This is a genomic window from Lentzea albida, from assembly GCF_900111005.1.
Taxonomy (GTDB): domain Bacteria; phylum Actinomycetota; class Actinomycetes; order Mycobacteriales; family Pseudonocardiaceae; genus Lentzea; species Lentzea albida.
Genome location: NZ_FOFV01000008.1, coordinates 60,536 through 82,093 on the forward strand (window position 1 = coordinate 60,536; position 21,558 = coordinate 82,093).

Below are 21,558 nucleotides of genomic sequence, written 5' to 3' on the forward strand. Positions count from 1 at the left end.
TTCGAGCCTAGTCCTTCGGACCTTGGTGCGTCGGGTCCAGAACGCGCGCCAGGAACTCCTGCGTGCGCGGCTCCTGCGGGTTGCCGATCACCTCGGCCGCCGGGCCCTCCTCGACGATGTAGCCGCCGTCCATGAAGATCACCTTGTCGGCGACCTCGCGGGCGAACTGCATCTCGTGCGTCACGACCAGCATCGTCATGCCCTCGTCGGCGAGCTGGCGCATGACGCCCAGGACGTCACCGACGAGCTCGGGGTCGAGCGCCGAGGTGGGCTCGTCGAACAGCATCACGTCCGGGTCCATCGACAGCGCGCGGGCGATCGCCACGCGCTGCTGCTGGCCGCCGGAGAGCTGCGCGGGCATCGAGTTGGCCTTCTCCTTCAGGCCGACCCGGTCGAGGTTGCGCAGGGCGATCTCCTGCGCCTCCTTCTCGCCGCGCTTGAGCACCTTGCGCTGCGCGACGGTGAGGTTCGCGAGGACGTTGAGGTGCGCGAACAGGTTGAACGACTGGAAGACCATGCCGATCTTCGTGCGCGCCTTGTCGATGTCGACGTCCGGGTCGGTGAGCTCGACGCCGTTGACGACGATCTTGCCGTCGTTCGGCTCCTCGAGCAGGTTCACGCAGCGCAGCAACGTCGACTTGCCCGAACCCGACGGTCCGATGATGCAGACCACGTCGCCGCGGTTGACCGTGACGTCGATGCCCTTGAGCACGTCCAGCGAACCGAACGACTTCTTGAGCCCGGTGATCTCGACACTGATCTCGCTCACAGGACGGACACCTTCTTCCCGCCGGAGCGGCGCTCCAGGTACCGGGAAAGGTACCCGAGGGGCAACGTGATGATCAGGTAGCAGAGGCCGACCACGAGGATCGGGGTGAGGGACGGGCTGCGGCTCAGCGTCTCCCGCCCGAACTTCGTCAGCTCGTACTGGTCGCGGGCCAGTCCGATGATGTAGATCAGCGAGGAGTCCTTGGTCAGCAGGATCAGCTCGTTGGTGAGCGGCGGCAGGATGATCCGGAACGCCTGCGGGATCACGATGGTGATCATGGCGCGGCCCTGCGACATGCCGAGCGAGCGCGCGGCCTCGACCTGGCCCTTCGGCACGGCCTGGATGCCGGCGCGGATGGTCTCGGCCATGTAGGCGGCACCGACGATGCCGAGCGCCAGCATGACCGTGGAGTAGATGTCGAACTGGATCTGGAACGCGAGCGGCACGCCGAACGCCAGGCCGATGAACACCAGCAGAGCCGGGATGCCGCGGAAGAACTCGATGTAGACGGTCGCGATCCACCGGTACGGCGCGATCGACGACAGCTTCATCAGCGCGAGGACGAGGCCCAGCCCGAGGCCGAACGCGAAGCCGAGCGCGGTGTAGATGAGCGTGTTCTTCAACGCGATGGTGATGACGTTGGGGAACATCTCCCCCATCGTCTTGAAGTTGAAGAACGCCGTGCGGATCTGCTCCCAGTCGGCGAGGAACGCGATCACGACGGCGATGACGGCGAGCAGCGTGTACTGCGAGTACCGGAAGTACTCAGCCCGCTTGCGCTTCGACAGCGCCATTCTGACTCCTAGCGGATGTGGTTCGGAACGCGAACGGGGCGGCGTCGTCCGCCGCCCCGTCAGCTCGAGATCGCTACTTCTTCTCCGGCTTCTTGCCGAACCACTTCTCGTAGATCGTGTCGTACGTGCCGTCTTCCTTGGCCTTCTTCAGAACGGCGTTGACCTTCTCCGCCAGGGCGGTGTTGCCCTTCTTGATGCCGATGCCGTACTGCTCGTTCGTGTTGAACTCGGCCGACACGACGGTGTCCGGGAACTCCTTGGCGTAGTCCAGGAGCACACCGTTGTCGTTGATCGCGGCGTCGACGGCGCCGGTGCGCACGGCGGTCTCCATCAGCGGGAGGTCCTCGAACTGGATGACCTCGTAGCCGTTGGCGGCCTTGTTGTCGTTGGCGTAGATCTCACCGGTGGTGTCCTGCTGGACGCCGATCTTCTTGCCCTTGAGGTCCGCCAGCGCCTTGATCGGCGAGTCCTTCTTGACCAGCAGCGCCTGCGTGGCCTCGAAGTACGGGTCGGAGAAGTCGATCGCCTGCTTGCGCTCTTCCTTGATCGTCATACCGGCGGCCGCGAGGTCGCACTGGTTGGCGTTGAAGCTCGCACCGGAGGTGATCGTCTCGAACTGGGTGTCGAAGATCTCCTGCGTGACACCGAGGTCCTTGGCGATCAGGTCCACCAGGTCGACGTCGAAGCCGACGGTCTTGTCGCCTTCGGTGAACTGGAACGGCTTGTAGGAAAGGTGCGTGCAGGTGACGAGCTTGCCTTCCTTGACAAGCTTGATGCCACCGTCGGTGGTGCCTCCACCGCTGTTGGTGCTCGTCGCGCAACCGGCGAGCGCGGTCAGCGCTAGGGCCGCTGCGGGCAGCAGGGCGAGCACGTGCCTGGGTCGACGAGCCACTGCGTCACTCCTCGTAACTGTCGCGGACGAGTGAACGGGATCCTGCCACTCGGGTGACGTGGTGGACAGCACGTGCGTGTTACAGGCCACTCCCTTGCAATGATTTTGCGTCAAATCAGCTTTTCGATCACAAGATCTTGCGCCAGTTGGCTCAGATCACACAACTTCTTCACGTATTGCACACGAATGATTACGATACGCGAGTGTCTCCTTGATCAGGATTTGATCACGACAGTGCTGGTCAGCGTGTTCTTTCGGTCAACAGACCCGCCACCAGAGCCGTCCACCCGGTCTGGTGAGTGGCTCCGAGACCCTCACCGGTGTCGCCGTCGAAGTACTCGCTGAAGGTGACATGACTGCGCCAAAGAGGTGATTCGGAGGCTTCGACGCGTTTGCCGTCCGACGGCCTGCGCCCGTCCTGGTCGGGGAGGAACAGCCCGACGAGGCGGTCCGAGAGCTCGTCCGCGACGGCGCCCGCGGTGACCCAGCGCCCGGAGTGCGTCGGCATCTCGACCTGGAACGTGCCGTCGTGGAACGCGCAGACCGTCCGCAACGCCTCGACCAGCAGCGCGTTGGTCGGCAGCCAGATCGGGCCGCGCCAGTTGGAGTTGCCGCCGAACATCGGCGTGTGCGACTCGCCCGGCTCGTAGCCCATGCGGTGGTCCTGGCCCGCGACCTTGACCTCCAGGCCCTCGCGGTGGGCGGCGCTGAGCGAGCGGATCCCGTGCGGCGACAGGAACTCCTGCTCGTCGAGCATCCGGTGCAGCACGCGCTTGAGCTTGCCCTCGTCGAGCAACGACACGAACGCGCCGCGCTCGTAGTGGAAGGTGATGAACTGCCGCAGTTTGGGCCGGCGCTTGAGCAGGTGGTCCAACCGGCTCGTGAACCCGTGCAGGTCGCTGAGCACCCACGGCTCCAAGACCGCCGACGCGAGCAACGGGATGAGGCCCACCATCGACCGCACGCGCACCGGTTCGGACTCGATCTCGCCATCGGGACGCCGTCGCGAGACCCGGTCGTAGCAGAAGCCGTCCTCGTCGTGCCAGATCCCGCCGCCGTGCGACCCGAAGTGCGTGAACGCCTCCGCGATCGACAGGAAGTGCTCGACGAACTTCGTGGCGACGTCCTCGTAGGACTCGTCGTGGCGCGCCAGCTCCAGCGCGATCTGCATGAGGTGCAGGCTGTACGCGGCCATCCACGAGGTGGCGTCGGACTGCTCCAGCCGCCACTCGCCGAGCATCGGCTCCGACCTGTTGACCGGCCCGATGTTGTCCATGCCGAGGAACCCGCCCTCGAACAGGTAGCTGCCGTCGGCGTCCTTGCGGTTGACCCACCAGGAGAAGTTCAGCAGCAGCTTGTGGAAGACCTTGGCGAGGAACCCGCGGTCCCTGCTGCCGTCCGCGCGGTAGACCTGCAGCGCCGCCCACGCGTGCACCGGCGGGTTCACGTCGCCGAACTCCCACTCGTACGCGGGGATCTGGCCGTTGGGGTGCATCATCCACTCGCGGCAGAACAGCAGCAGCTGCTCCTTCGCGAACGCCGGGTCGACCAGCGTGAACGGGATGGTGTGGAACGCCAGGTCCCACGCCGCGAACCAGGGGTACTCCCACTCGTCCGGCATCGAGATGACGTCGGCGACGTCGAGGTGGCGCCAGTGCACGTTGCGCGCCCTGGCCGTTCTCCTGCTGGACGGCGCCTCGGGCTTCGTCGGGTCGCCGTCGAGCCAGTCGCGCGTGCGGAACCGGTAGTGCTGCTTGGTCCACATGAGACCCGCGAGCGCGCGCCGCAGCACGTGCCTCTCCTCGGGACCGGCCTGCGGCGCGATGGTGTCGTGGAACTCGTCGGCCTCGGCCTTCCTGCTGCTCATGACCTCGTCGAAGCCCGGCCCGAACGGGTCGAGGTGCCCGTCACCGCCGACGAGCCGCAGCCTGACCGTCACCGTCTCGCCCGGCTCGACGGGGTCGAACGAGTACCAGGCCGCGAACTTCGTGCCGGCGGTCCCGGCGTCGTCCGGTCCGGCCACCTGGCAGGAGCTGGTGCTGCCGCGCACCACGTAGTCGCAGATGCCGTCCTTGACCCACGGCGAGGGGTTGCGCGCGGCCCCGAAGAGCGCGACCTCGTTGCTCTCGTTGTCCGTCATGAGCATCGACGGCGAGTCGTCCAGGTGCAGCGTGTACCGGCCCAGGTTGCCGTGGTCGGCCGTGACCTTGCGTCCGGCCGTGGTGCTCGCGACGAGCTGACACGGCCGTTGGTCTCGCCCCCACGCCCACGTGTTGCGGAACCACAGCTGGGGCAGGAGGTGCAGCGGCGCGTCCTCGGGCCCGTGGTTGGTGGCGCTGATCTCGACGCAGATGTCGTCCGTGTCGGCCTTCGCGTAGGTGACCTGGACGTCGAAGAACCGGTTCCCGTCGAGCACCCCGGTGTCGCTCAGCTCGGGCTCGCGGTTCTCCCGCCCCGCGTTGCGCGCCATCTCCCGGAGTTGCTCGTACGGGAACTCGCGCTGCGGGTACCGGTAGAGCACCTGCATCCAGGAGTGGGTGGGCGTCCCGTCGGTCACCCACCAGTGCTCCTTGACGTCCTCACCGTGGTTGCCCTCTTCGTTGGTGAGGCCGAAGTACCGCTCCTTGAGGAACGGGTCCTTGCCGTTCCACAGGGCCACGGAGAAGTTCAGGAACCCGTGCACGTCGCAGATGCCGGCGATGCCGTCCTCGCCCCACCGGTACGCGCGCGACCGGGCGTGGTCGAACGGGAACGAGGCCCACGCGTCGCCCTCGGGTGAGTAGTCCTCGCGGACCGTGCCCCACTGGCGGCCCGACAGGTACGGCCCCCACAGCCGCCACGGCGACGTCGGGGTGTCCGACTCCGCGAGGCGCGCCCGTTCCGCATGTTCGACCATCCGCCCAGTGTGGGACACCAGGTAGGACGGTCGGTCGGGCCCACGTCTCGGCTGAGTCCTAGCTCACTCGAAGCCGGGTGGAGCGTGACCTGTTCGGCGCATTTCGGACGTTCCCGAACGAGCGCACCATGCACGGGTGACCGAGGACGAGGTCTTCGAGGAGGCCGTCGAGGTGGCGCTCGAAGCACCACCCGGTGGTTCCGAGGCGATGCGGGCCGTGCTGCGCGACGCCAAACCGTGGATCGTCGCTGCGGCGCGTGCCCAGCAAGACCGCTACGTGAAGCTCGCGGTCGTGAGTTCGGGTTTCGTGACGAGGCACCCGTTCCTGTGGCGCTGCCTGTTGCTCTTCGTCATTCCGGTGACGGAGTGGGTGCTCGCGGTGCTGTTGTTCAAGTACGGGGTCAACGGCAACCCCGCCATACCCGTCGTCCGCCACACCGCACCCGCCGTCGCGGTCGCCGCGGTGGCGTTGGGGATCTCGTACACGAACGCGCTCGGGAGGACGGCCGCGTGGTTCTGGGGAGTGCTCGGGCTGGGCTTCCTCACCCTCGCCGTGGTCAGCGCGATCTTCGGCGCGCTGATCACCGTCTCCTGGCTCACGTTGTTCGCCACCGTGCCACTCGGGATCGGCATCGTCTGGGGTGTGTCCCGCCTGACCACGGCTCTCACCGCGCTGCTGTCACCGCCGATGGTCAGCGCCCGGTTCGCTGCGGCACGCCAGGCGCTCGAGGAGTGGAGGTCGGCGATGCTGCACGAGGGTGTGCTGCCCGCGCTGCGCGCCGCGTCCGGCGGCGACCGGATCGTCCCCGGCACCGCGCTGGTGTTCGGTGATGCGAAGAGCCTGCACCGGGGCGGGTCGCTGATCAGCCACCAGCCGGTGCCGGCCGGCAGGGAGCTGGCCGAGCTGGTCGACACGCTCGACGGCGGCAGTTTCGCGCTCGCCGGACCGCGGGGTTCCGGCAAGACCAACCTGCTGAGGGCCTTCTGCCGGGGTGCCTACCGGGGGCAGGACCAGGTCGCCGACCTGAGCGTGCTGGTCGCGGCGCCGGTCGACTACGTCCCGCGTGAGTTCGTCCTGCACCTCTACGCGCAGGCCTGCCACGCGGTGCTCGCCCACCTGCGCGAGAACGGTGACAAGGGCGTCTGGCGCCGCTGGCGGGTTCGACGCGGTGAACGGGATCGGCTGGCCAGGTCGGCGCAGCGCGGACTCCGGGACATCGCCTACGTCCAGACGCTCACCGGGGAGACGAGCGGGAAGTTCGGGTTCCGGGGAGCCGAGCTGGCCCACAAGCGCGCGACCAGCCTGACCGGCCGCCCGCGGACGTATCCCGAGGTGGTCGACGACTTCCGCGGGTTCGTCGGCGCCGTCGCCCGCGCGCTGGACCCGGTGCGCGTGGTGATCGCCATCGACGAGATCGACCGCATCGGCGCGGGCGAGCCCGCCCGCAGGTTCCTCAACGAGATCAAGGCCGTGTTCGACGTGCCCGGCTGCTACTACCTGATGTCGGTGTCCACCGAGGCGCAGCACGACTTCGAACTGACGGGCATGGGCCTGCGCAGCGTCTTCGACAGCTCGTTCGACGAGGTCGTCCGGGTCGACTACCTGGACTTCCAGCTGGCCCGCGGCCTCATCAGCAGGTCGGTGGACGGCCTGCCGGAGGTGTTCGTGGCGCTCGCCTACGCGTTCTCCGGGGGACTCGCGCGGCAGCTCACCCGCTCGGCCCGCGCGATCGTCCGGCAGCCGCGTGGCACGTCGCTCGGGGCGGTGACCGCGAGGCTGGTCGCCGACGAGCTGGACAGGGTGTGCAAGACGACGAGCGACGCGCTGACGGCGTTGGACGACCGCGACGGCGTGACGAAACTGCTGCGCGTGCTCGTCGATCCCGATCCTGACCTGCACACCCTGCGTGACCGCGTGCAGGCCTCCTACGCGAAGGAGCACTCCGCGATCGGGGACCTCGCGGACAGGGCGGCGGCGCGGATCGCGTTCCTCGCCGTCGTCCGCGACCACTTCACCGACGACCTGGCCGAGGTGGTCCCCGCGCAGGTCGACGCACTCGCGAGAGCGCGCCGCTACGCGGGGAGCAACCCGGCCACCGGCCTGGCCCTGCTGGAGGAGTTCAGCTCTGCTTCGCGTGCGAGTCCAGCACCAGCGCGATCGCCTCGGTGACGCGGGCCGCGTGCGCGAGGTGCAGCCACTCGTCCGGCACGTGGCAGTTCGAGTCCGGCCCGATCACGCCCGTGACCACGAACTGCGCCTCCGGGTACGCCTCGTGCAGCAGCCCCATGAACGGGATCGAGCCGCCCAGCGACACGGTCCGCCACGGCGCGCCGAAGATCTCCTTGCCCGCCTCGTCCAGCACGGCGGACAGCCACGGTGCCAGCTCGGGCGCGTTCCAGCCGTCGGCCGACTCGACGCGGGAGAGCTCCACCGTCGCGTTGTAGGGAACGTCGGTGGTCAGCTTCTGACGCACCGCCTCCAGGGCGGCCGAGGCGGAAGCCGTCGGCGGCAGGCGGAACGAGAGCACGAGGGAGGTGTACGGCCGCAGCACGTTGCCCGCGTCGTCCGGCAGGGGCAGGCCCTCGGCGCCGGTGACGGACAGGGTCGGCCGCCAGCCGGAGTTCAGCGCGAGCTCGACCTCGTCGTCGGACATCGGCCTGAGGTCGCCGACCCGCGGCACCGGGTCCCACAGCGCGCCGGGCGCGGCCTCGACGGCCTCGCGCACCTCGGCCAGGCGACCCGCCGGGATCTCCACGTGCATCTCCGGCACGAGGATCTCGCCGGTCTCCGAATCCTCGATCCGGTCGAGCAGGATCCGCGCGATCCGGAACGACGACGGCACGATGCCCGACGCCATGCCCGAGTGCAGGCCGCCGTCGAGCACCCGCACGGTGGCCGTGACCTGCACGAGGCCGCGCAGCGACGTCGTCAGCCACATGCGGTCGTAGTCGGAGCCGCCCGAGTCCAGGCAGACGACGAGCGAGACGCGACCCAGCCGGTCCGAGAGGTGTTCCAAGTACGCGGGCAGGTCGGGCGAACCCGACTCCTCGCCGGTCTCCAGCAGCACGACGCACCGGGCGTGCGAGCCACCGGCCGCGCGCACGGCCTCGATCGCGGCGATTGCGGCATATCCGGAGTAACCGTCGTCGGCCGCGCCGCGGCCGTAGAGACGTCCGTCACGCAGCACCGGGGTCCACGGGCCCAAACCCTCGCCCCAGCCACCGACCGGCGGCTGCTTGTCGAGGTGTCCGTAGAGCAACACCGTGTCGTCGCCCGAGTTACCGGACGCGGGCACGTCCACCACGAGGAGCGGCGTGCGTCCCGCCAGTTGGACGACGTCGAGCGACGCGCCTGGCAGGTTCCGCGAGGCGATCCACGCCTTCACGTGGTCGATCGCGGCCGCCAACTCTCCGTGTTCCTCCCAGGCGGGATCGAACGCGGGCGAGATCGCCGGCACGGCGACGAGCTGAGACAGGCTCGGGACGATGTCGTCGTCCCAGAGCGTCCTGACGGTGCTGGTCACAACTGAGCGGTCCACCTCTCGATCCTGTCACGACTCCGGCTCCGCTCGCGTCCGTAGCCTCTTGGGAAAGGCCTCGCACGAAGTTAACGATCGGTAACCGGGACAACGTTGTCCGTTCTCCGGACAACAACTGTCGGAGGACAAAAGGTCGAACTTCCGACAGTTGTCGCTGATCAGAACGTTGACTCGTGTGTTACGAAGTGGGACGGGTCTCACCAACTCGCGTGAGGCCGTGTCAGGATGTGGTCGTAAGCCACCGTCACCGTCGACGGCTGCCTCCGGCCCCACAGGGCTGGCGGTGACCGCCGACGTCGCCGCACGAGGTCGTCACGAGCGATCGGGCGGTCGGAGTAGACAGAGGAGAAGGCGCATGTCGTCCCCTGAGCAATGGACGCACCCTGAGCCGGACGCAGCGCCGGCCGCCACTGCCGCGAAACCGACGGCGGAGCAGGTGATCGCGGGCTTGCGAGCGACCGACGAGGGCGGCGCCGACCTGGTGCAGCTCCTCACGCCCGAGGGCGAGCGGGTCAGCCACCCCGACTTCGACATCGACATCACGGCGGAGGAACTGCGCGGCCTGTACCGCGACATGGTCCTGATCCGCCGCGTCGACCGCGAGGCGAACGCGTTGCAGCGCAAGGGCCAGCTCGGCATCTGGGTGCCGCTGCTCGGTCAGGAGGCCGCGCAGATCGGCGCCGGCCGTGCGATGCGCGAGACCGACATGGCCTTCCCCAGCTACCGCGAGCACGGCATCGCGTGGACGCGCGGGATCAAGCCGACCGACCTGCTCGGCATCTTCCGGGGCACCGACATGGGCAGCTGGGACCCGGTCGAGAAGCGCTTCCACCCCTACACGATCGTCATCGGCAACCAGGTCCTGAACGCGGCCGGGTACGCGATGGGCCAGAAGTTCGACGGCAAGGTCGGCGACGACGAGGGAGAAGCCACCATGTGCTTCTTCGGCGACGGCGCGACCAGCCAGGGTGACGTGCACGAGGGCTTCGTGTGGGCCGCGGTCTACGACGCGCCGCTCGTCTTCTTCTGCCAGAACAACCAGTGGGCCATCTCCGAGCCCACCGAACGCCAGTCGCGCCTGCCGCTCTACCAGCGCGCCCGCGGCTACGGCTTCCCCGGCATCCGGGTGGACGGCAACGACGTCCTCGCGACGCTCGCCGTCACTAAGTGGGCGCTCGACGAGTGCCGCCACGGCAACGGTCCCATCCTGATCGAGGCGTTCACCTACCGGATGGACGCGCACACCACCTCCGACGACCCGAGCCGCTACCGGCTGTCCGACGAGCTCGAGATGTGGAAGCTCAAGGACCCGATCGAGCGCGTGAAGGTCTACCTCGTGCGCCAGCAGTGGGCCGACAGCGAGTTCTTCGAGGGCGTCGAGGCCGAGGCCGACGCGCTGGGCGAGGAGCTGCGGGAGTTCTGCACGAACATGCCCGACCCGCCCGCTGAACGGATCTTCAGCAACGTCTACGCCGAGGGGAACCCCAACCTCGAGGCGCAGCGCGACGAATTCCTCGACTACGTCTCGGGTTTTGCTGGAGGTGAGCACTGATGGCTGCTCCGACGATGGACCGTTCCGCTGCTGCTGCCCCGGCCTCCCCGGTGCAGACGCTCACGATCTCGAAGGCGCTCAACCTGGGCCTGCGGGCGGCCATGGAGGCCAACCCCAAGGTCATCATGATGGGCGAGGACATCGGCAAGCTCGGTGGCGTCTTCCGCATCACCGACGGCCTGCAGAAGGACTTCGGTGAGCAGCGCGTGCTCGACACGCCGCTCGCGGAGTCCGGCATCATCGGCACCGCCGTCGGCCTCGCGATCCGCGGCTACCGCCCGGTGTGCGAGATCCAGTTCGACGGCTTCATCTTCCCGGGCTTCGACCAGATCGTGTCGCAGGTCGCGAAGCTGCACTACCGCACGCAGGGCAAGATCAAGATGCCCATCGTGATCCGCGTGCCGTTCGGTGGCGGCATCGGTGCCGTCGAGCACCACTCGGAGTCGCCCGAGTCGTACTTCGCGCACACCGCCGGCCTCAAGGTCGTCTCGTGCTCGAACCCGTCCGACGCGTACTGGATGATCCAGCAGGCGATCGACTGCGACGACCCGGTGCTGTTCTTCGAGCCGAAGCGCCGCTACTACGAGAAGGGCGAGGTCGACACCACGGCCCAGCCCGGCAAGCTCTTCGAGTCGCGCGTGCTGCGTCCCGGCACGGACGCGACGCTGGTGGCGTACGGCCCGATGGTCAGGACGTCGTTGGACGCCGCGAACGCGGCCGCAGAGGACGGCACGTCGCTCGAGGTCATCGACCTGCGCACGCTGTCGCCGCTCGACCTCGCGCCCGTGTTCGAGTCGGTGCGCCGCACCGGCCGGCTGGTCGTGGTGTCCGAGGCGCCGTCCGAGTCCTCGATCGCCAGCGAGATTGCAGCCAAGGTCCAGCAGGAGTGCTTCTACTCCCTGCAGGCACCGGTGCTGCGGGTGACCGGTTTCGACACCCCGTACCCGCCGTCGAAGCTCGAGGAGGAGTTCCTCCCCGACCTCGACCGGGTGCTGCACGCCGTCGACCGCTCTCTCGCCTGGTAAGGGGACAACCGGAAATGCCGCAGTACAAGCAATTCCCCCTGCCCGACACGGCAGAGGGGCTGACCGAGGCCGAGATCCTCACCTGGCACGTGAAGCCGGGTGACACCGTCGCGGTCAACCAGATCATCGTCGAGATCGAGACGGCCAAGGCCGCCGTCGAGCTGCCGTGCCCGTGGGCCGGCGTCGTGACGGAGCTGCTGGCCGAGCCCGGCCAGACCGTCGAGGTCGGCGTCCCGATCATCACGATCGACACCGACCCCGGTGGCGCGGCCGCCCCCGCGGCCCCCGCTCCCGTCGCGGCTTCGGCGGAGGCGAACGGCACCTCGTCCGGCAAGATCGGCGAGGAGATGCCGGGCGGTCGCATCGCGACGCTCGTCGGTTACGGCCCGAAGTCCGGCACCGCGAAGCGCCGCGCCCGCAAGGACGCCGCGCCCGCCGCCGCCGTCGCGGCCCCGCCGGCTCCCGCTCCGGCTCCGGTTCCCGTTGCGGCGCCGGTGGTCCAGGCTCCCGCTCCGGTGGCGCCCGGCGGTTACGTGCCGCTGGCCAAGCCGCCGGTGCGCAAGCTGGCCAAGGACCTGGGCGTCGACCTGCACGTCCTGACGGGCTCCGGCCCCGGCGGCGTCATCACCCGCGAGGACGTCGAAACCGCCGTCTCCGCCCCCGCCGCCCCGGCGGCAGCTGCCGCGTCCTCTGTGGACAACAGCACGCGTGAACGCAGGGTGCCCATCAAGGGCGTCCGCAAGGCCACCGCCCAGGCGATGGTCGACAGCGCGTTCACCGCACCGCACGTCACCGAGTTCCTGACGGTCGACGTGACCCCGATGATGGAACTGCGCGCGAAGCTCAAGAACGCGCCGGAGTTCCGCGGCGTGAAGCTGACCCCGCTGGCGTTCTGCGCCAAGGCGGTCATCCTCGCGGCCCGCCGCACGCCGGACGTCAACGCCACCTGGGACGCCGCGGCGAACGAGATCGTCTACAAGGACTACGTCCACCTCGGCATCGCGGCGGCGACGCCGCGCGGCCTGGTGGTGCCGAAGGTCCGCGACGCCGACCGCATGTCGTTGAAGGAACTCGCGGTCGCGCTGGACGAGCTCGCCACGGTCGCCCGCGACGGCAAGACGTCGCCGGCCGACATGATGAACGGCACCATCACGATCACCAACGTCGGCGTCTTCGGCGTCGACACCGGCACGCCGATCCTCAACCCCGGCGAGTCCGCGATCCTCGCCCTGGGCGCGATCCGCGACATGCCGTGGGTGGTCGACGGCGAGATCAAGGTCCGCAAGATCTGCCAGCTCGCGCTCTCCTTCGACCACCGCGTGGTCGACGGGCAGCAGGGCTCGCAGTTCCTGGCCGACGTCGGCGCGCTGCTGGCCGAGCCGGGCATCGCGATGACCTACTGAGGCAGTTCGCTCGACGCGGTGGGGAGTCCTTCGGGCTCCCCACCGACGAACCGCACCGCCTGGAAGCCGGCCTCGAACGTGCGCAGGTCGATGGTGCTGTCGAGGAACGTGCACAGCTCCACCCGCACCGGCAGTGACAGGGTCAGGTCGTGCCCGACGACGCCGCTGCCGGTGAAGGTGCTGCGGTAGAAGTCGATCCTGCTGTAGAGCGCGTCCAGGCGGTGCAGGTTCAAGGTCGTCCGGTCGAACGCGCAGCCGACGAACTCGATGGCCCCGAAGTCGAAGTACGCGTCCTGGAAGTTCACCTCGGTGTTGGTGAACGTCGTGCCGTGGCAGCTCAACGTGGTGTGCCTGAACGCGGTGCGCTCGAACGACGTGTGGTCACCGGTGAACTCGGCACCGTCGAGGACGACCGCACCGGTGAACGTGCGCTCGCTGAAGTCGGCGTCGACGAAGCGGACTCCGGTGAAGTCGAAGTTCAGCTCCGACCACGGTCCCGCCTCGCGATGCGTGCCGAGCCGGTCGCGCAGGGCGCGGAAGATCTTGTTCGCCGTCTGGGCGTCGTCCTCGTGCAGCCGCAGCTGGTCGATCAACGCGTCGACGCACGTCTGCCGCTGGGCTTCCCAGTCGTCCGCGAGACCGGCCATGGCGGACACGCCCGCGATGCGCAGGCCGGGCTGCTCACCGCTCAGCAACTCGGCGGCGACCTTGAAGCGTTCGTTGAACAGCTTGGTGCGCTCGCGTTCCTCCTGGTTGAGCGCGTGCGTGTGGGCTGCCTCCGTGACGCGCTGCTTGCGGTAGTTCACCGCCAGCGCGACCACACCGCCGAACCCGGCGACCACCGCGAGCCCGATCTTCAACAGGTCCAGCATCTCGGTCGTGGAGAACGCGGCCTGCTTCGGCATCGTCGGCCAGCCGAGGATCCACAGCAGCCCACCACCCGCCGCCGCGGCCACGAGCAGCGCGATCACCAGCCACCCGACGATCGACACCCAGACCGGCGACTGGCTCTCCCGCTTCCGGCGGCGGAGCGGCAGCTTCAGGCGCCGGGCGAGCAACAGCAGCCACACCACGGCCAGTGCCCCCACAGCCGCGTATTGCCAGGTGTTCGACCCCACACAGGTGATCGTGCCGTATTCAGGTTGACCCTCCAGCAACTGGAGGGTTCACAGTAGGTCCCGTGACGCGCTACCAGATCGGCGAGCTCGCCAGGATGACCGGACTCACCGTCCGCACCATCAGGTTCTACTCCGACTCGGGCCTCATCCCGCCCGCGGACAGGACCACCGGCGGCTACCGCACCTACGACGCCGACGCGGTCGCGAGGCTCAAGCTGGTCCGCACGCTCAGAGACCTGGGCGTGGACCTGCCCACGGCCGGCAAGGTGCTGGCCCGCGAGGTGTCGGTGACCGACGTGGCGCGTGCACACGCGGATGCGATCGACGCGCAGATGAAGACGTTGCGGCTCAGGCGGGCCGTGCTGCGCGCCGTCGCCAAAGGAGGGGAGATGGAACTGATGAACGAGTTGGCACGCATGTCGGACGAGGAGCGCCAGCGGATCCTCGACGACTTCTTCGAGGAGGTGTTCGGCCCCTACGAGATGGATCCGCAGTTCGAGCAGCACATGCGGTCCGTGCGCATCGAGCTGCCGGACGACCCGTCGACCGAGCAGTTGGAGGCGTGGGTCGAACTCGCGAAGCTCGTGCAGGACCCGGACTTCCGCGCTGTCGTGAAGCGGATGTCCCAGCAGCACGAGGAGTACCGCCGCAACGGTGAGGACATGGGTCCGCGTTCGGAGAACCAGATGGAGGCGTTCAACTTCGCGATCGCCCAGGCGAAAGAAGCCGTCGACGCCGGCATCGCACCTGAGTCCGCACAGGCCCGCGAGGTCGTGGACCGCGTGAACGCCAACTGGGCGGAGGCCCTGGGCCTGCCGAACGACGAGAGCCTCGTGGCGAAGCTGCGCGAACTCTCCGACTTCGCCGACCCCCGCGCCGAGCGGTACTGGGTGCTGATCGCGAAGGTCAACGGCTGGCCCGCGATGCCGGACCACTCGCGTGAGCGCGCCTGGCTGCGCGAAGCCGGCCAGCCATTCGGCTGAACCCTGCCTGCAACGGGAACCAGCTGGGCGCCCAGCTCGTTCTCGTGGCAACGAAGGGGGTTCGTTATGTCAGTGCTTTTCGAGATTCTCGGGGGAGTTCTCGCAGAGGCCTTCGGGCCGTCGGGCGACGACCACACGCGCGGGGACGGCGACGTCTTCCTGGACGGCGAGTGGCACGAGGGCGAGCTGTTCTTCGGCCCGACCAAGATCATCTGGGACGAGCGCATCGTCTTCAGCAACGACGAGGGCCGCGTCGAGCAGATCATCGACCACGACCCGCCGCACCCGAACTTCGTGGTGCTGCACTTCCGCCGCCCTCACGACACGGTCCTGCTGGCCGTGCACCGCCGCGAACTCAAGCGCGTCGGCGCAGTCCTGACCCTGCCGCTCTAGCGGTCACATGTCGTTGCGGCGGAGACCGGCGTACAGGAGACAGCCTCCCGCGAACGAGAGGGCGAGCCCCACCCACCCGCGCTGGTTCGCGACCGGGTCGTTCTGCTGCTGCTCGTTCAACAGCGGGATCACGAAGAGGATCGCGCCGCCGAAGAACGCGACCACTCCCACCGAGAACGCCCACACCGGGCGGGTCATCGTCTTGACGTCGTAGTCGTTGCCGACCTTCAGACGTGTGACCAGCATGAGCGCTATGGAGATCACCACCAGCACGACGTTCGCCGCCCTCGGCAGCAACGGGCTGCCGGTCAGGAACCCGGACACGATGACGACGGCGTCAACGAAGATCACCAGGATCGAGGCCCGCTGGAGTTGAGAAGGTCTCATGTCTTGCGACCCTAGGGCCACCAGGTCGTTTACCGGGTCATAACCGCTGAGGTTGATCCTTGTGCGAGTGGCCCGCCGGCGCAGGGGAACGGCGGGCCATCACCTCAATCCTGTGACTACGATCCGCCACTTGCCCCTCCCAGTGGGGCGGTTCCCGCCACTACCGCCAACTCGGCTTCGTCGGACTGAAGCAGCCGCACCTCGACCACAGATGAGATCTTTGATTCCTGTGCACGAGCCGTAACACGCTCATCAGTGTTCGCGACTATCTCGTCAAAACTCGGCAAGACGACGGGTAGTCCATCTCGATGCGAAACTATTGGCTCCGTGTGCTGGCTTCTCTCCGCGCAAGCAAGATCAGGCGCAATCGCGGCCCTTGGGGTGTGCTGGAGAACTATGGTGTTGATCGGCAAACGCGTAAGCGGCTATCGAATATCGAGACGTATTGGCTAGTTCGCGTACTTGCTTTGTCGATGATGTCAATGTTTGTAATCGGATACCTTGTTGGCAAGGTGTCAGAAATTGTAATCTCAAGGCTAGGTCTGCAAGGCGCGCCACAGCTTGCGGTGTTGCTCGGGGCGGCCGCTTTGATCTTCGTGGGGTACCTTCTTGCGGCGCGGTACTTCATAGTCTCGCGTAGGTTCACCGGTGCTGGATCCATTGTCTTGGAGCTCGGACGGGTGATCCATGCTCTAGACAGACTGCAGAGGCTGCAAGCGTGGGTTGAGCGCGATCCGCTCTACATCGATTCGCGAAACACCAGCCTTCGCTCGATCCGATCGAGATTGCGAACGAGCGCTTGGATCATCTCTCGAAAAATCGCGATGTTGAGCGGGCTTGATTCCAATGAAAGAAATAACCGCAGAGTGGCGACACTCGGTTGCTGGATTTGCTGGGCGAGTGAAGACCTGCTCGATCGTCGTCGAACACATGATGTGCTGCAAGTGTGCGCCTAAGCAGCGGTTCACTTTCAGGGGCCGCGAAGGTTTGTTCCGCCAGACCTCAGTCGGCCGCCTAGCGGTGCCACGCTGCTCAGGCCTCGGCGGCATCAGAGGGTTGAGGCGCTGACGAGCGTTGTGTGGACACGGCTGGTCGTGCTGATTCCAGCGATCGGGGCGGTTCTGAGTGCTCTCATAACACTCGCCAAGAAGTAGAAGCGGGCGGTACCGAAGACCGCCCGCTTCGCGCTCTACTTGATCTGCATCCCGGAGATCATGCGCGACACCACGAGCCGCTGGATCTCGCTCGTGCCTTCAAAAATGGTGAAGATCTTGGCGTCCCGGTGCATCCGCTCCACCGGGTGCTCGCGGGTGTACCCGGCCCCACCCAGGATGTGGATCGCCCGCTCCGTGGCCCACACCGACACCTCGGACGCCTTGAGCTTCGACATCGAGCCCTCACCAGCGGTGAACGGCACGTTGTTGCGCCCCATCCACGCCGCCCGCCACACCAGCAGCCGCGACGCGTCGATCTCCATCCGCATGTTGGCGAGGTCGAACGCGATCGACTGGTTCTCGATGATCTTGCGGCCGAACGCCTCGCGGTCCTTCGCGTACTCCAGCGCGTAGTCGTAGGCGGCCCGTGCGACACCCACGGCCATGGCGCCCACCGTCGGGCGCGTGGTCTCGAACGTCGCCATCGCGGCCTGGCCACCTGCGCGCAGACCCTCGCGGGCACGAGCCAGCCGTGCCTCCAACCGCTCCCGGCCACCCAGAACACAGCGTCCGGGCACCCGCACGTCGTCCAGGAACACGTCTGCCGTGTGCGAGGCGCGCATGCCGTGCTTCTTGATCTTGCCCGGCGACGACAACCCCGGCGTGCCGGGCGGGACGATGAACCCGGCCTGGCCGCGTGAGCCCAGAGCGGGGTCCACGACGGCGGTGACGACGTGCACGTTCGCGATGCCGCCGTTGGTGGCCCAGGCCTTCTGGCCGTTCAGCACCCACTCGTCGGTGGCCTCGTCGTAACGGGCGCGCGTGCGGTAGCCGGCCACGTCCGAGCCCGCCTGGGGTTCGGAGGCGCAGAAGGCGGCCAGCTTCGGGTCCGACTCGTCGCCGAAGCACTCCGGCACCCACTCGGCGAGCTGTTCGGGCTCGCCGCCCGCGAAGATGCCGGCTACGGCCAGACCGGTGCCCATCAGGGACAACGCGATGCCGGCGTCACCCCAGAAGAGCTCCTCGGTGGCGATGGGCAACGACAACCCGATGGGGTCGGCGAACCAGGTCGCGAGGGCCTCGAAGCCGTAGAGGCCGATCTTCGCCGCCTCCTGGATCACCGGCCACGGCGTTTCCTCGCGCTCGTCCCACTCCGAGGCCGCCGGCCTGATCACGTCGCGAGCGAAACCGTGCACCCAGTCGCGCAGGTCGGTCTGGTCTTCGTTCAGCTCGAGCGAGAAGCCACCCACTGCAAAACCTCTCCGTCAGGCCTTCGGGATGTTGAACAGGCTCATGAACCCGGCCGCGAACCCCAGGTCGCCCTTCACCTTCAGCTTGCCCGTCATGAACAGCACGGGGGCGGAGGCGTTGCCGGTCGCGAGCTTCAGGAAGTCGGCGGGCGTCAGCGTCACGATGGCGCGGGCCTCGCGCGTCACGCCCTTGTTGATGGTGCACTCGGCGTTCTCGATGATGGCCTCGTACACGTCTTCGAGCACGTGGAAGTGCACGACCGCCTTGGTGGCGCCGGCGCGGTCCGCCCGGAAGTGGACCTCCATGCGCCGGAACACCTCGTCCAGCACGCGCACGCGCAGGGCCTCGTCGGCGACCACGGCCTCGATCTGGTCCTTCGAGGCGCGCGAGATGATGCGGGCGAAGTTCGACGGGTCCATCTTCGACAGGTCGAGGTCGGCGCCGCCGTCCGCCAGCCTGCCCAACGCCCGCAGCAGCGCCGCGAAGTCGTCCTTGCCCAGCTTCTTCGGGTCGATCCCGCGGGCGATGACGTCGATGTCGACGTCCTTCAGGGCGGGGTCGTCCGGCGAGGTCTTCTCCAGCGTGCTGATGAGCTCGGCCGGGCTGAGCTTCGCGATCGCCTCGGTGCTGAGGTCGAGCGTCATGGTGGGACACCTCCTGGTACCTACTCGCGAGTAAGACTACTGATGAGTAGATAGGGCGGCAAGCCGATCGGATAATCTTGCGGCTTCGAACCGAGGGGTAGTGATGCGCACAGAAGGTCGAGCCAAGCGCTTGCCACGCGCCGTGCGTGAGCGGCAGATCATGGACGCCGCCGTCGACGTGTTCTCGCGGCTCGGCTTCCACTCGGCCTCCATGGACGAGATCTCCGAGGTCGCGGGCATCTCGAAACCGATGCTGTACGCCTACCTGGGCTCCAAGGAGGAGTTGTTCGCGACGTGCATCCGGCGTGAGGCCACCCGCATGATGGAGGCCATCGCGACGGGCGTCGAGCCCGACCAGGAACCCGACGTGCAGCTGTGGAGCGGCCTGCGGGCGTTCTTCGGGTTCGTCGGGGAGAACCGGGCGAGCTGGCAGGTGCTGCACCGGCAGGCGTCCAACCAGGGCGGTCCGTTCGCGGTGGAGCTCATGGACATGCGCGCTCGCGCGGTGTCGCTGGTCGCGGCGCTGCTGACCCAGTCGACGAAGGCTCCGGCGACCAAACTCGAGGCCGAGTCGCTGGCCGCCGCGCTGGTCGGGGCCGGCGAGTCGCTCGCGGACTGGTGGCTCGACCACCCCGAGGAACCCGCCGGCGTCGTCGCGGCCCGCCTCATGAACCTCGTCTGGATGGGGTTCGGCGACCTGGTCGACGGCAACGTCTGGCATCCACCGTCACGACGTTGAGCCGAGCACGTGGGGTCCCTTGCCCCACACGGCGAACTCCCAGCCGCCGCCGTTCTCGCTCGCCGAGAACTCGACGCGACCGGGGACGAGCAGCGGCTTCTTGAACCGGACGTCGACCGTCACGGCCTCGGGCAGCCGTCCTTCCAGCGCGGCCAGGCACCGGGCCTTCGTCCACATGCCGTGCGCGATCGCCCGCTTGAAGCCGAACACCTTGGCGCTCAACGGGTGCAGGTGGATCGGGTTGCGGTCGCCGGACGCCGCGCCGTAGCGCCGCCCGATGTCCGCCGGCACCCGCCACACCGCCGAGGCGACCGGCCGTTCCAGCTGCTCGCCGGTGCTGGACGCACCGCCACCGCGTCGCAGGTAGGTCGAAACCCCTTCCCAGACACCGGAAATCGACGTCACCACGTCCACCTGCGTGCCCTGGGGGTGTGGTCGCAGATCGCGCGCGGACACCGTGATCTCCAGCGGCTCGTCCGCGGTCAGCGGCCGCGCCTGCGTGATCCGGTTCGCCACGTGCACGAGGCCGGGCAGCGGGAACGGGAACCCGGGCCCGGACATCAGCTTCATCTGCAGCGGAAACCCGAGCACGTGCGGGTAGGTCAACGGCAACGCGTCGCGCAAACCGAAGCCGCACACCGAGTTGTAGGCCGCGAGGTGCTTCAGCGAGACGTCGACGGAGGCCGACACCGGTTGCGCGGCAAGCGTTTCGCCGCGCCGGAACGACGTGAGGGCGGCGCGCAGCAGCATCAGGCCCCCAGCAGCATCTGGCCGCACACCCGCACGACGTTGCCGTTCACGCCACCGGATCCCGGCGACGCGAACCACGCCACGGTCTCCGCGACGTCGACCGGCAACCCGCCCTGCGACAGGCTGTTCATCCGCCGCCCGGCCTCGCGGGTCGCGAACGGCACCGCGGCCGTCATCTTCGTCTCGATGAAACCGGGTGCCACGGCGTTGATCGTGGCGCCCCGAGCCGCGAGGACGGGCGCGAGCGTCTGCACCATGCCGATCACGCCCGCCTTCGACGTGGCGTAGTTGGTCTGGCCGCGGTTGCCCGCGATCCCGGCGATCGACGACACCCCGATGATCCGCCCACCGCCGCGCAGCACGCCGTCGTGCAGCAACGCGTCGTTGACCCGTTCCTGGCAGGCGAGGTTGACCTCCAGCACCGAGTCCCACTGCGAGGAGTCCATGCGCGCCAGCGTCTTGTCGCGCGTGATGCCGGCGTTGTGCACGACGATGTCGACACCGCTGTGCCGTTCCAGCAGGTACGAGGTCAGCCGGGCGGGGTCGCCGGTGATGTCGAGCTGCAACGCGGACCCGCCGATGGAGTTCGCGACCTTCGACAGCTCGTCACCCGCCGCGGGCACGTCGAGGCAGACCACGTGCGCGCCGTCGCGGGCCAACGTGGCCGCGATCGCCTCGCCGATGCCCCGCGAGGCGCCCGTGACCAGCGCGACCTTGCCCTTCAGCGTGGCCGGAGCGGCGTTCCCGGAGACGTGCACGACCTGCCCGGACACGTACGCGGACCGCCCGGAGAGGAAGAACCGCAACGTCGACTCGACCCCGTCCTCGGCTCCGTCCGCCACGTACACGAGGTTCGCCGTGCCACCGCGGCGCAGCTCCTTGCCGACCGATCGCACGAAGCCTTCCAACGCCCGTTGCGCCACGGAGTCCGGCGACCGCCCGATCACCACCACGCGTCCGCACGGCCCCAGCTGCGTGATCGCCGGGTGGAAGAACTCGTGCAGTTGCCGCAGGTCGGAGACGGACGAGAGCTCCGACGCGTCGAACACCAGCGCGCCGTACGGGGCAGGCCCAGTTTCCAGCTGCTTCAGAAAGGGCAGCCGGGTGGCGCCACCGACGAGCACCGGTGTGGCCAGTGCGGCGTCGCGGCGCAGCGGATACGGGTCCGGCAGGCCAAGCCTGCGCACGAGCTGACGGCCGAGCCCCGACGTTGCGAACTTCTGGTACCTGTCCACGAACCACAACCTACTCGCTAGTAAGTCTACCCGC

Annotated in this window: 18 protein-coding genes; 7 read left to right on the top strand and 11 right to left on the bottom strand. The window is 68.1% G+C overall.

The genetic code is table 11. The features are described 5' to 3' along the window. Positions 1–7: 7 nt before the first annotated feature. The 4 genes from BMY74_RS20780 to BMY74_RS20795 all read right to left on the bottom strand — a co-directional run bounded on the left by BMY74_RS20780 (position 8) and on the right by BMY74_RS20795 (position 5,351). Complete coding sequence (locus BMY74_RS20780; protein WP_089918443.1) at positions 8–769, bottom strand: amino acid ABC transporter ATP-binding protein; 762 nt, start codon at positions 767–769, stop codon at positions 8–10. After that, on the bottom strand, positions 766–1,563 hold the full coding sequence (locus tag BMY74_RS20785; protein WP_089918445.1) for an amino acid ABC transporter permease: 798 nt from the start codon (positions 1,561–1,563) through the stop codon (positions 766–768). Before BMY74_RS20785 ends, BMY74_RS20780 begins: the two co-directional genes overlap by 4 nt. Before the next feature lie 73 nt (positions 1,564–1,636). Next, complete coding sequence (locus tag BMY74_RS20790; protein WP_089918447.1) at positions 1,637–2,455, bottom strand: transporter substrate-binding domain-containing protein; 819 nt, start codon at positions 2,453–2,455, stop codon at positions 1,637–1,639. 241 nt (positions 2,456–2,696) lie between these two features. After that, complete coding sequence (locus BMY74_RS20795) at positions 2,697–5,351, bottom strand: MGH1-like glycoside hydrolase domain-containing protein (RefSeq protein WP_089918449.1); 2,655 nt, start codon at positions 5,349–5,351, stop codon at positions 2,697–2,699. 136 nt (positions 5,352–5,487) lie between these two features. Between BMY74_RS20795 and BMY74_RS20800 the strand changes: the two genes are divergently transcribed. Next, positions 5,488–7,521 (top strand): hypothetical protein, encoded by a 2,034-nt coding sequence (locus BMY74_RS20800; RefSeq protein ID WP_089918453.1) that lies wholly within the window; start codon positions 5,488–5,490, stop codon positions 7,519–7,521. On the opposite strand, the gene BMY74_RS20805 is transcribed toward BMY74_RS20800, so the two are convergent. Next, positions 7,472–8,890, bottom strand: coding sequence for a M20/M25/M40 family metallo-hydrolase (locus tag BMY74_RS20805; protein ID WP_089918455.1), 1,419 nt, complete (start codon positions 8,888–8,890; stop codon positions 7,472–7,474). The two genes, BMY74_RS20800 and BMY74_RS20805, sit on opposite strands and share 50 nt — an antisense overlap. 355 nt (positions 8,891–9,245) lie before the next feature. On the opposite strand from BMY74_RS20805, the gene pdhA reads away from it, so the two are divergent. From pdhA to BMY74_RS20820, 3 genes are read left to right on the top strand one after another with little or no spacing between them, the layout of a single operon-like run. Further along, entirely contained in the window at positions 9,246–10,442 is a 1,197-nt protein-coding gene (gene pdhA, locus BMY74_RS20810; RefSeq protein ID WP_089918458.1) for a pyruvate dehydrogenase (acetyl-transferring) E1 component subunit alpha, read from the top strand. Further along, on the top strand, positions 10,442–11,467 hold the full coding sequence (locus tag BMY74_RS20815; RefSeq protein WP_089918460.1) for an alpha-ketoacid dehydrogenase subunit beta: 1,026 nt from the start codon (positions 10,442–10,444) through the stop codon (positions 11,465–11,467). Before pdhA ends, BMY74_RS20815 begins: the two co-directional genes overlap by 1 nt. 14 nt (positions 11,468–11,481) lie before the next feature. Beyond that, complete coding sequence (locus BMY74_RS20820; RefSeq protein WP_089918462.1) at positions 11,482–12,870, top strand: dihydrolipoamide acetyltransferase family protein; 1,389 nt, start codon at positions 11,482–11,484, stop codon at positions 12,868–12,870. Here the strand turns inward: BMY74_RS20820 and BMY74_RS20825 are convergent. Then, positions 12,864–13,988 (bottom strand): pentapeptide repeat-containing protein, encoded by a 1,125-nt coding sequence (locus BMY74_RS20825; RefSeq protein WP_143091648.1) that lies wholly within the window; start codon positions 13,986–13,988, stop codon positions 12,864–12,866. The genes BMY74_RS20820 and BMY74_RS20825 overlap by 7 nt on opposite strands. A 62-nt stretch (positions 13,989–14,050) precedes the next feature. Here BMY74_RS20825 and BMY74_RS20830 point away from each other — a divergent pair, with 62 nt between their 5' ends. Together BMY74_RS20830 and BMY74_RS20835 are read left to right on the top strand one after the other, a co-directional pair. Next, complete coding sequence (locus tag BMY74_RS20830) at positions 14,051–14,971, top strand: helix-turn-helix domain-containing protein (RefSeq protein WP_089918466.1); 921 nt, start codon at positions 14,051–14,053, stop codon at positions 14,969–14,971. Between the two features lie 66 nt (positions 14,972–15,037). Further along, positions 15,038–15,364 carry a hypothetical protein gene (locus BMY74_RS20835; protein WP_089918468.1) on the top strand — a complete coding sequence of 109 codons (327 nt, stop codon included), beginning with the start codon at positions 15,038–15,040 and terminating at the stop codon, positions 15,362–15,364. A 3-nt stretch (positions 15,365–15,367) separates the two neighbouring features. On the opposite strand, the gene BMY74_RS20840 is transcribed toward BMY74_RS20835, so the two are convergent. From BMY74_RS20840 to BMY74_RS20850, 3 genes are all read right to left on the bottom strand, one after another. Then, on the bottom strand, positions 15,368–15,751 hold the full coding sequence (locus BMY74_RS20840; RefSeq protein WP_143091649.1) for a hypothetical protein: 384 nt from the start codon (positions 15,749–15,751) through the stop codon (positions 15,368–15,370). A 1,189-nt stretch (positions 15,752–16,940) separates the two neighbouring features. Further along, positions 16,941–18,155, bottom strand: a complete 1,215-nt coding sequence (locus tag BMY74_RS20845; protein WP_089918473.1) for an acyl-CoA dehydrogenase family protein — start codon at positions 18,153–18,155, stop codon at positions 16,941–16,943. Positions 18,156–18,170: 15 nt separating this feature from the next. Further along, complete coding sequence (locus BMY74_RS20850) at positions 18,171–18,800, bottom strand: SCP2 sterol-binding domain-containing protein (RefSeq protein ID WP_089918477.1); 630 nt, start codon at positions 18,798–18,800, stop codon at positions 18,171–18,173. A 103-nt stretch (positions 18,801–18,903) separates the two neighbouring features. Here BMY74_RS20850 and BMY74_RS20855 point away from each other — a divergent pair, with 103 nt between their 5' ends. Further along, positions 18,904–19,539, top strand: coding sequence for a TetR/AcrR family transcriptional regulator (locus BMY74_RS20855; RefSeq protein ID WP_089919062.1), 636 nt, complete (start codon positions 18,904–18,906; stop codon positions 19,537–19,539). On the opposite strand, the gene BMY74_RS20860 is transcribed toward BMY74_RS20855, so the two are convergent. Both BMY74_RS20860 and BMY74_RS20865 read right to left on the bottom strand, forming a co-directional pair. Beyond that, positions 19,528–20,289 (bottom strand): MaoC family dehydratase, encoded by a 762-nt coding sequence (locus tag BMY74_RS20860; protein WP_089918478.1) that lies wholly within the window; start codon positions 20,287–20,289, stop codon positions 19,528–19,530. The two genes, BMY74_RS20855 and BMY74_RS20860, sit on opposite strands and share 12 nt — an antisense overlap. Beyond that, the gene (locus BMY74_RS20865) at positions 20,289–21,524 is read right to left on the bottom strand and encodes a 3-oxoacyl-ACP reductase (RefSeq protein WP_089918480.1); all 1,236 of its coding nucleotides are present in this window, start codon (positions 21,522–21,524) and stop codon (positions 20,289–20,291) included. The genes BMY74_RS20860 and BMY74_RS20865 overlap by 1 nt, the downstream gene beginning before the upstream one ends. Positions 21,525–21,558 lie beyond the last annotated feature (34 nt).

Coding starts and splice junctions, on each gene's coding strand:
- BMY74_RS20785 (WP_089918445.1), bottom strand. CDS start 1,563: ATGGCGCTGTCGAAGCGCAAGCGGGCTGAGTACTTCCGGTACTCGCAG.
- BMY74_RS20795 (WP_089918449.1), bottom strand. CDS start 5,351: ATGGTCGAACATGCGGAACGGGCGCGCCTCGCGGAGTCGGACACCCCG.
- pdhA (WP_089918458.1), top strand. CDS start 9,246: ATGTCGTCCCCTGAGCAATGGACGCACCCTGAGCCGGACGCAGCGCCG.
- BMY74_RS20815 (WP_089918460.1), top strand. CDS start 10,442: ATGGCTGCTCCGACGATGGACCGTTCCGCTGCTGCTGCCCCGGCCTCC.
- BMY74_RS20820 (WP_089918462.1), top strand. CDS start 11,482: ATGCCGCAGTACAAGCAATTCCCCCTGCCCGACACGGCAGAGGGGCTG.
- BMY74_RS20835 (WP_089918468.1), top strand. CDS start 15,038: ATGTCAGTGCTTTTCGAGATTCTCGGGGGAGTTCTCGCAGAGGCCTTC.
- BMY74_RS20840 (WP_143091649.1), bottom strand. CDS start 15,751: ATGAGACCTTCTCAACTCCAGCGGGCCTCGATCCTGGTGATCTTCGTT.
- BMY74_RS20850 (WP_089918477.1), bottom strand. CDS start 18,800: ATGACGCTCGACCTCAGCACCGAGGCGATCGCGAAGCTCAGCCCGGCC.
- BMY74_RS20855 (WP_089919062.1), top strand. CDS start 18,904: ATGCGCACAGAAGGTCGAGCCAAGCGCTTGCCACGCGCCGTGCGTGAG.
- BMY74_RS20860 (WP_089918478.1), bottom strand. CDS start 20,289: ATGCTGCTGCGCGCCGCCCTCACGTCGTTCCGGCGCGGCGAAACGCTT.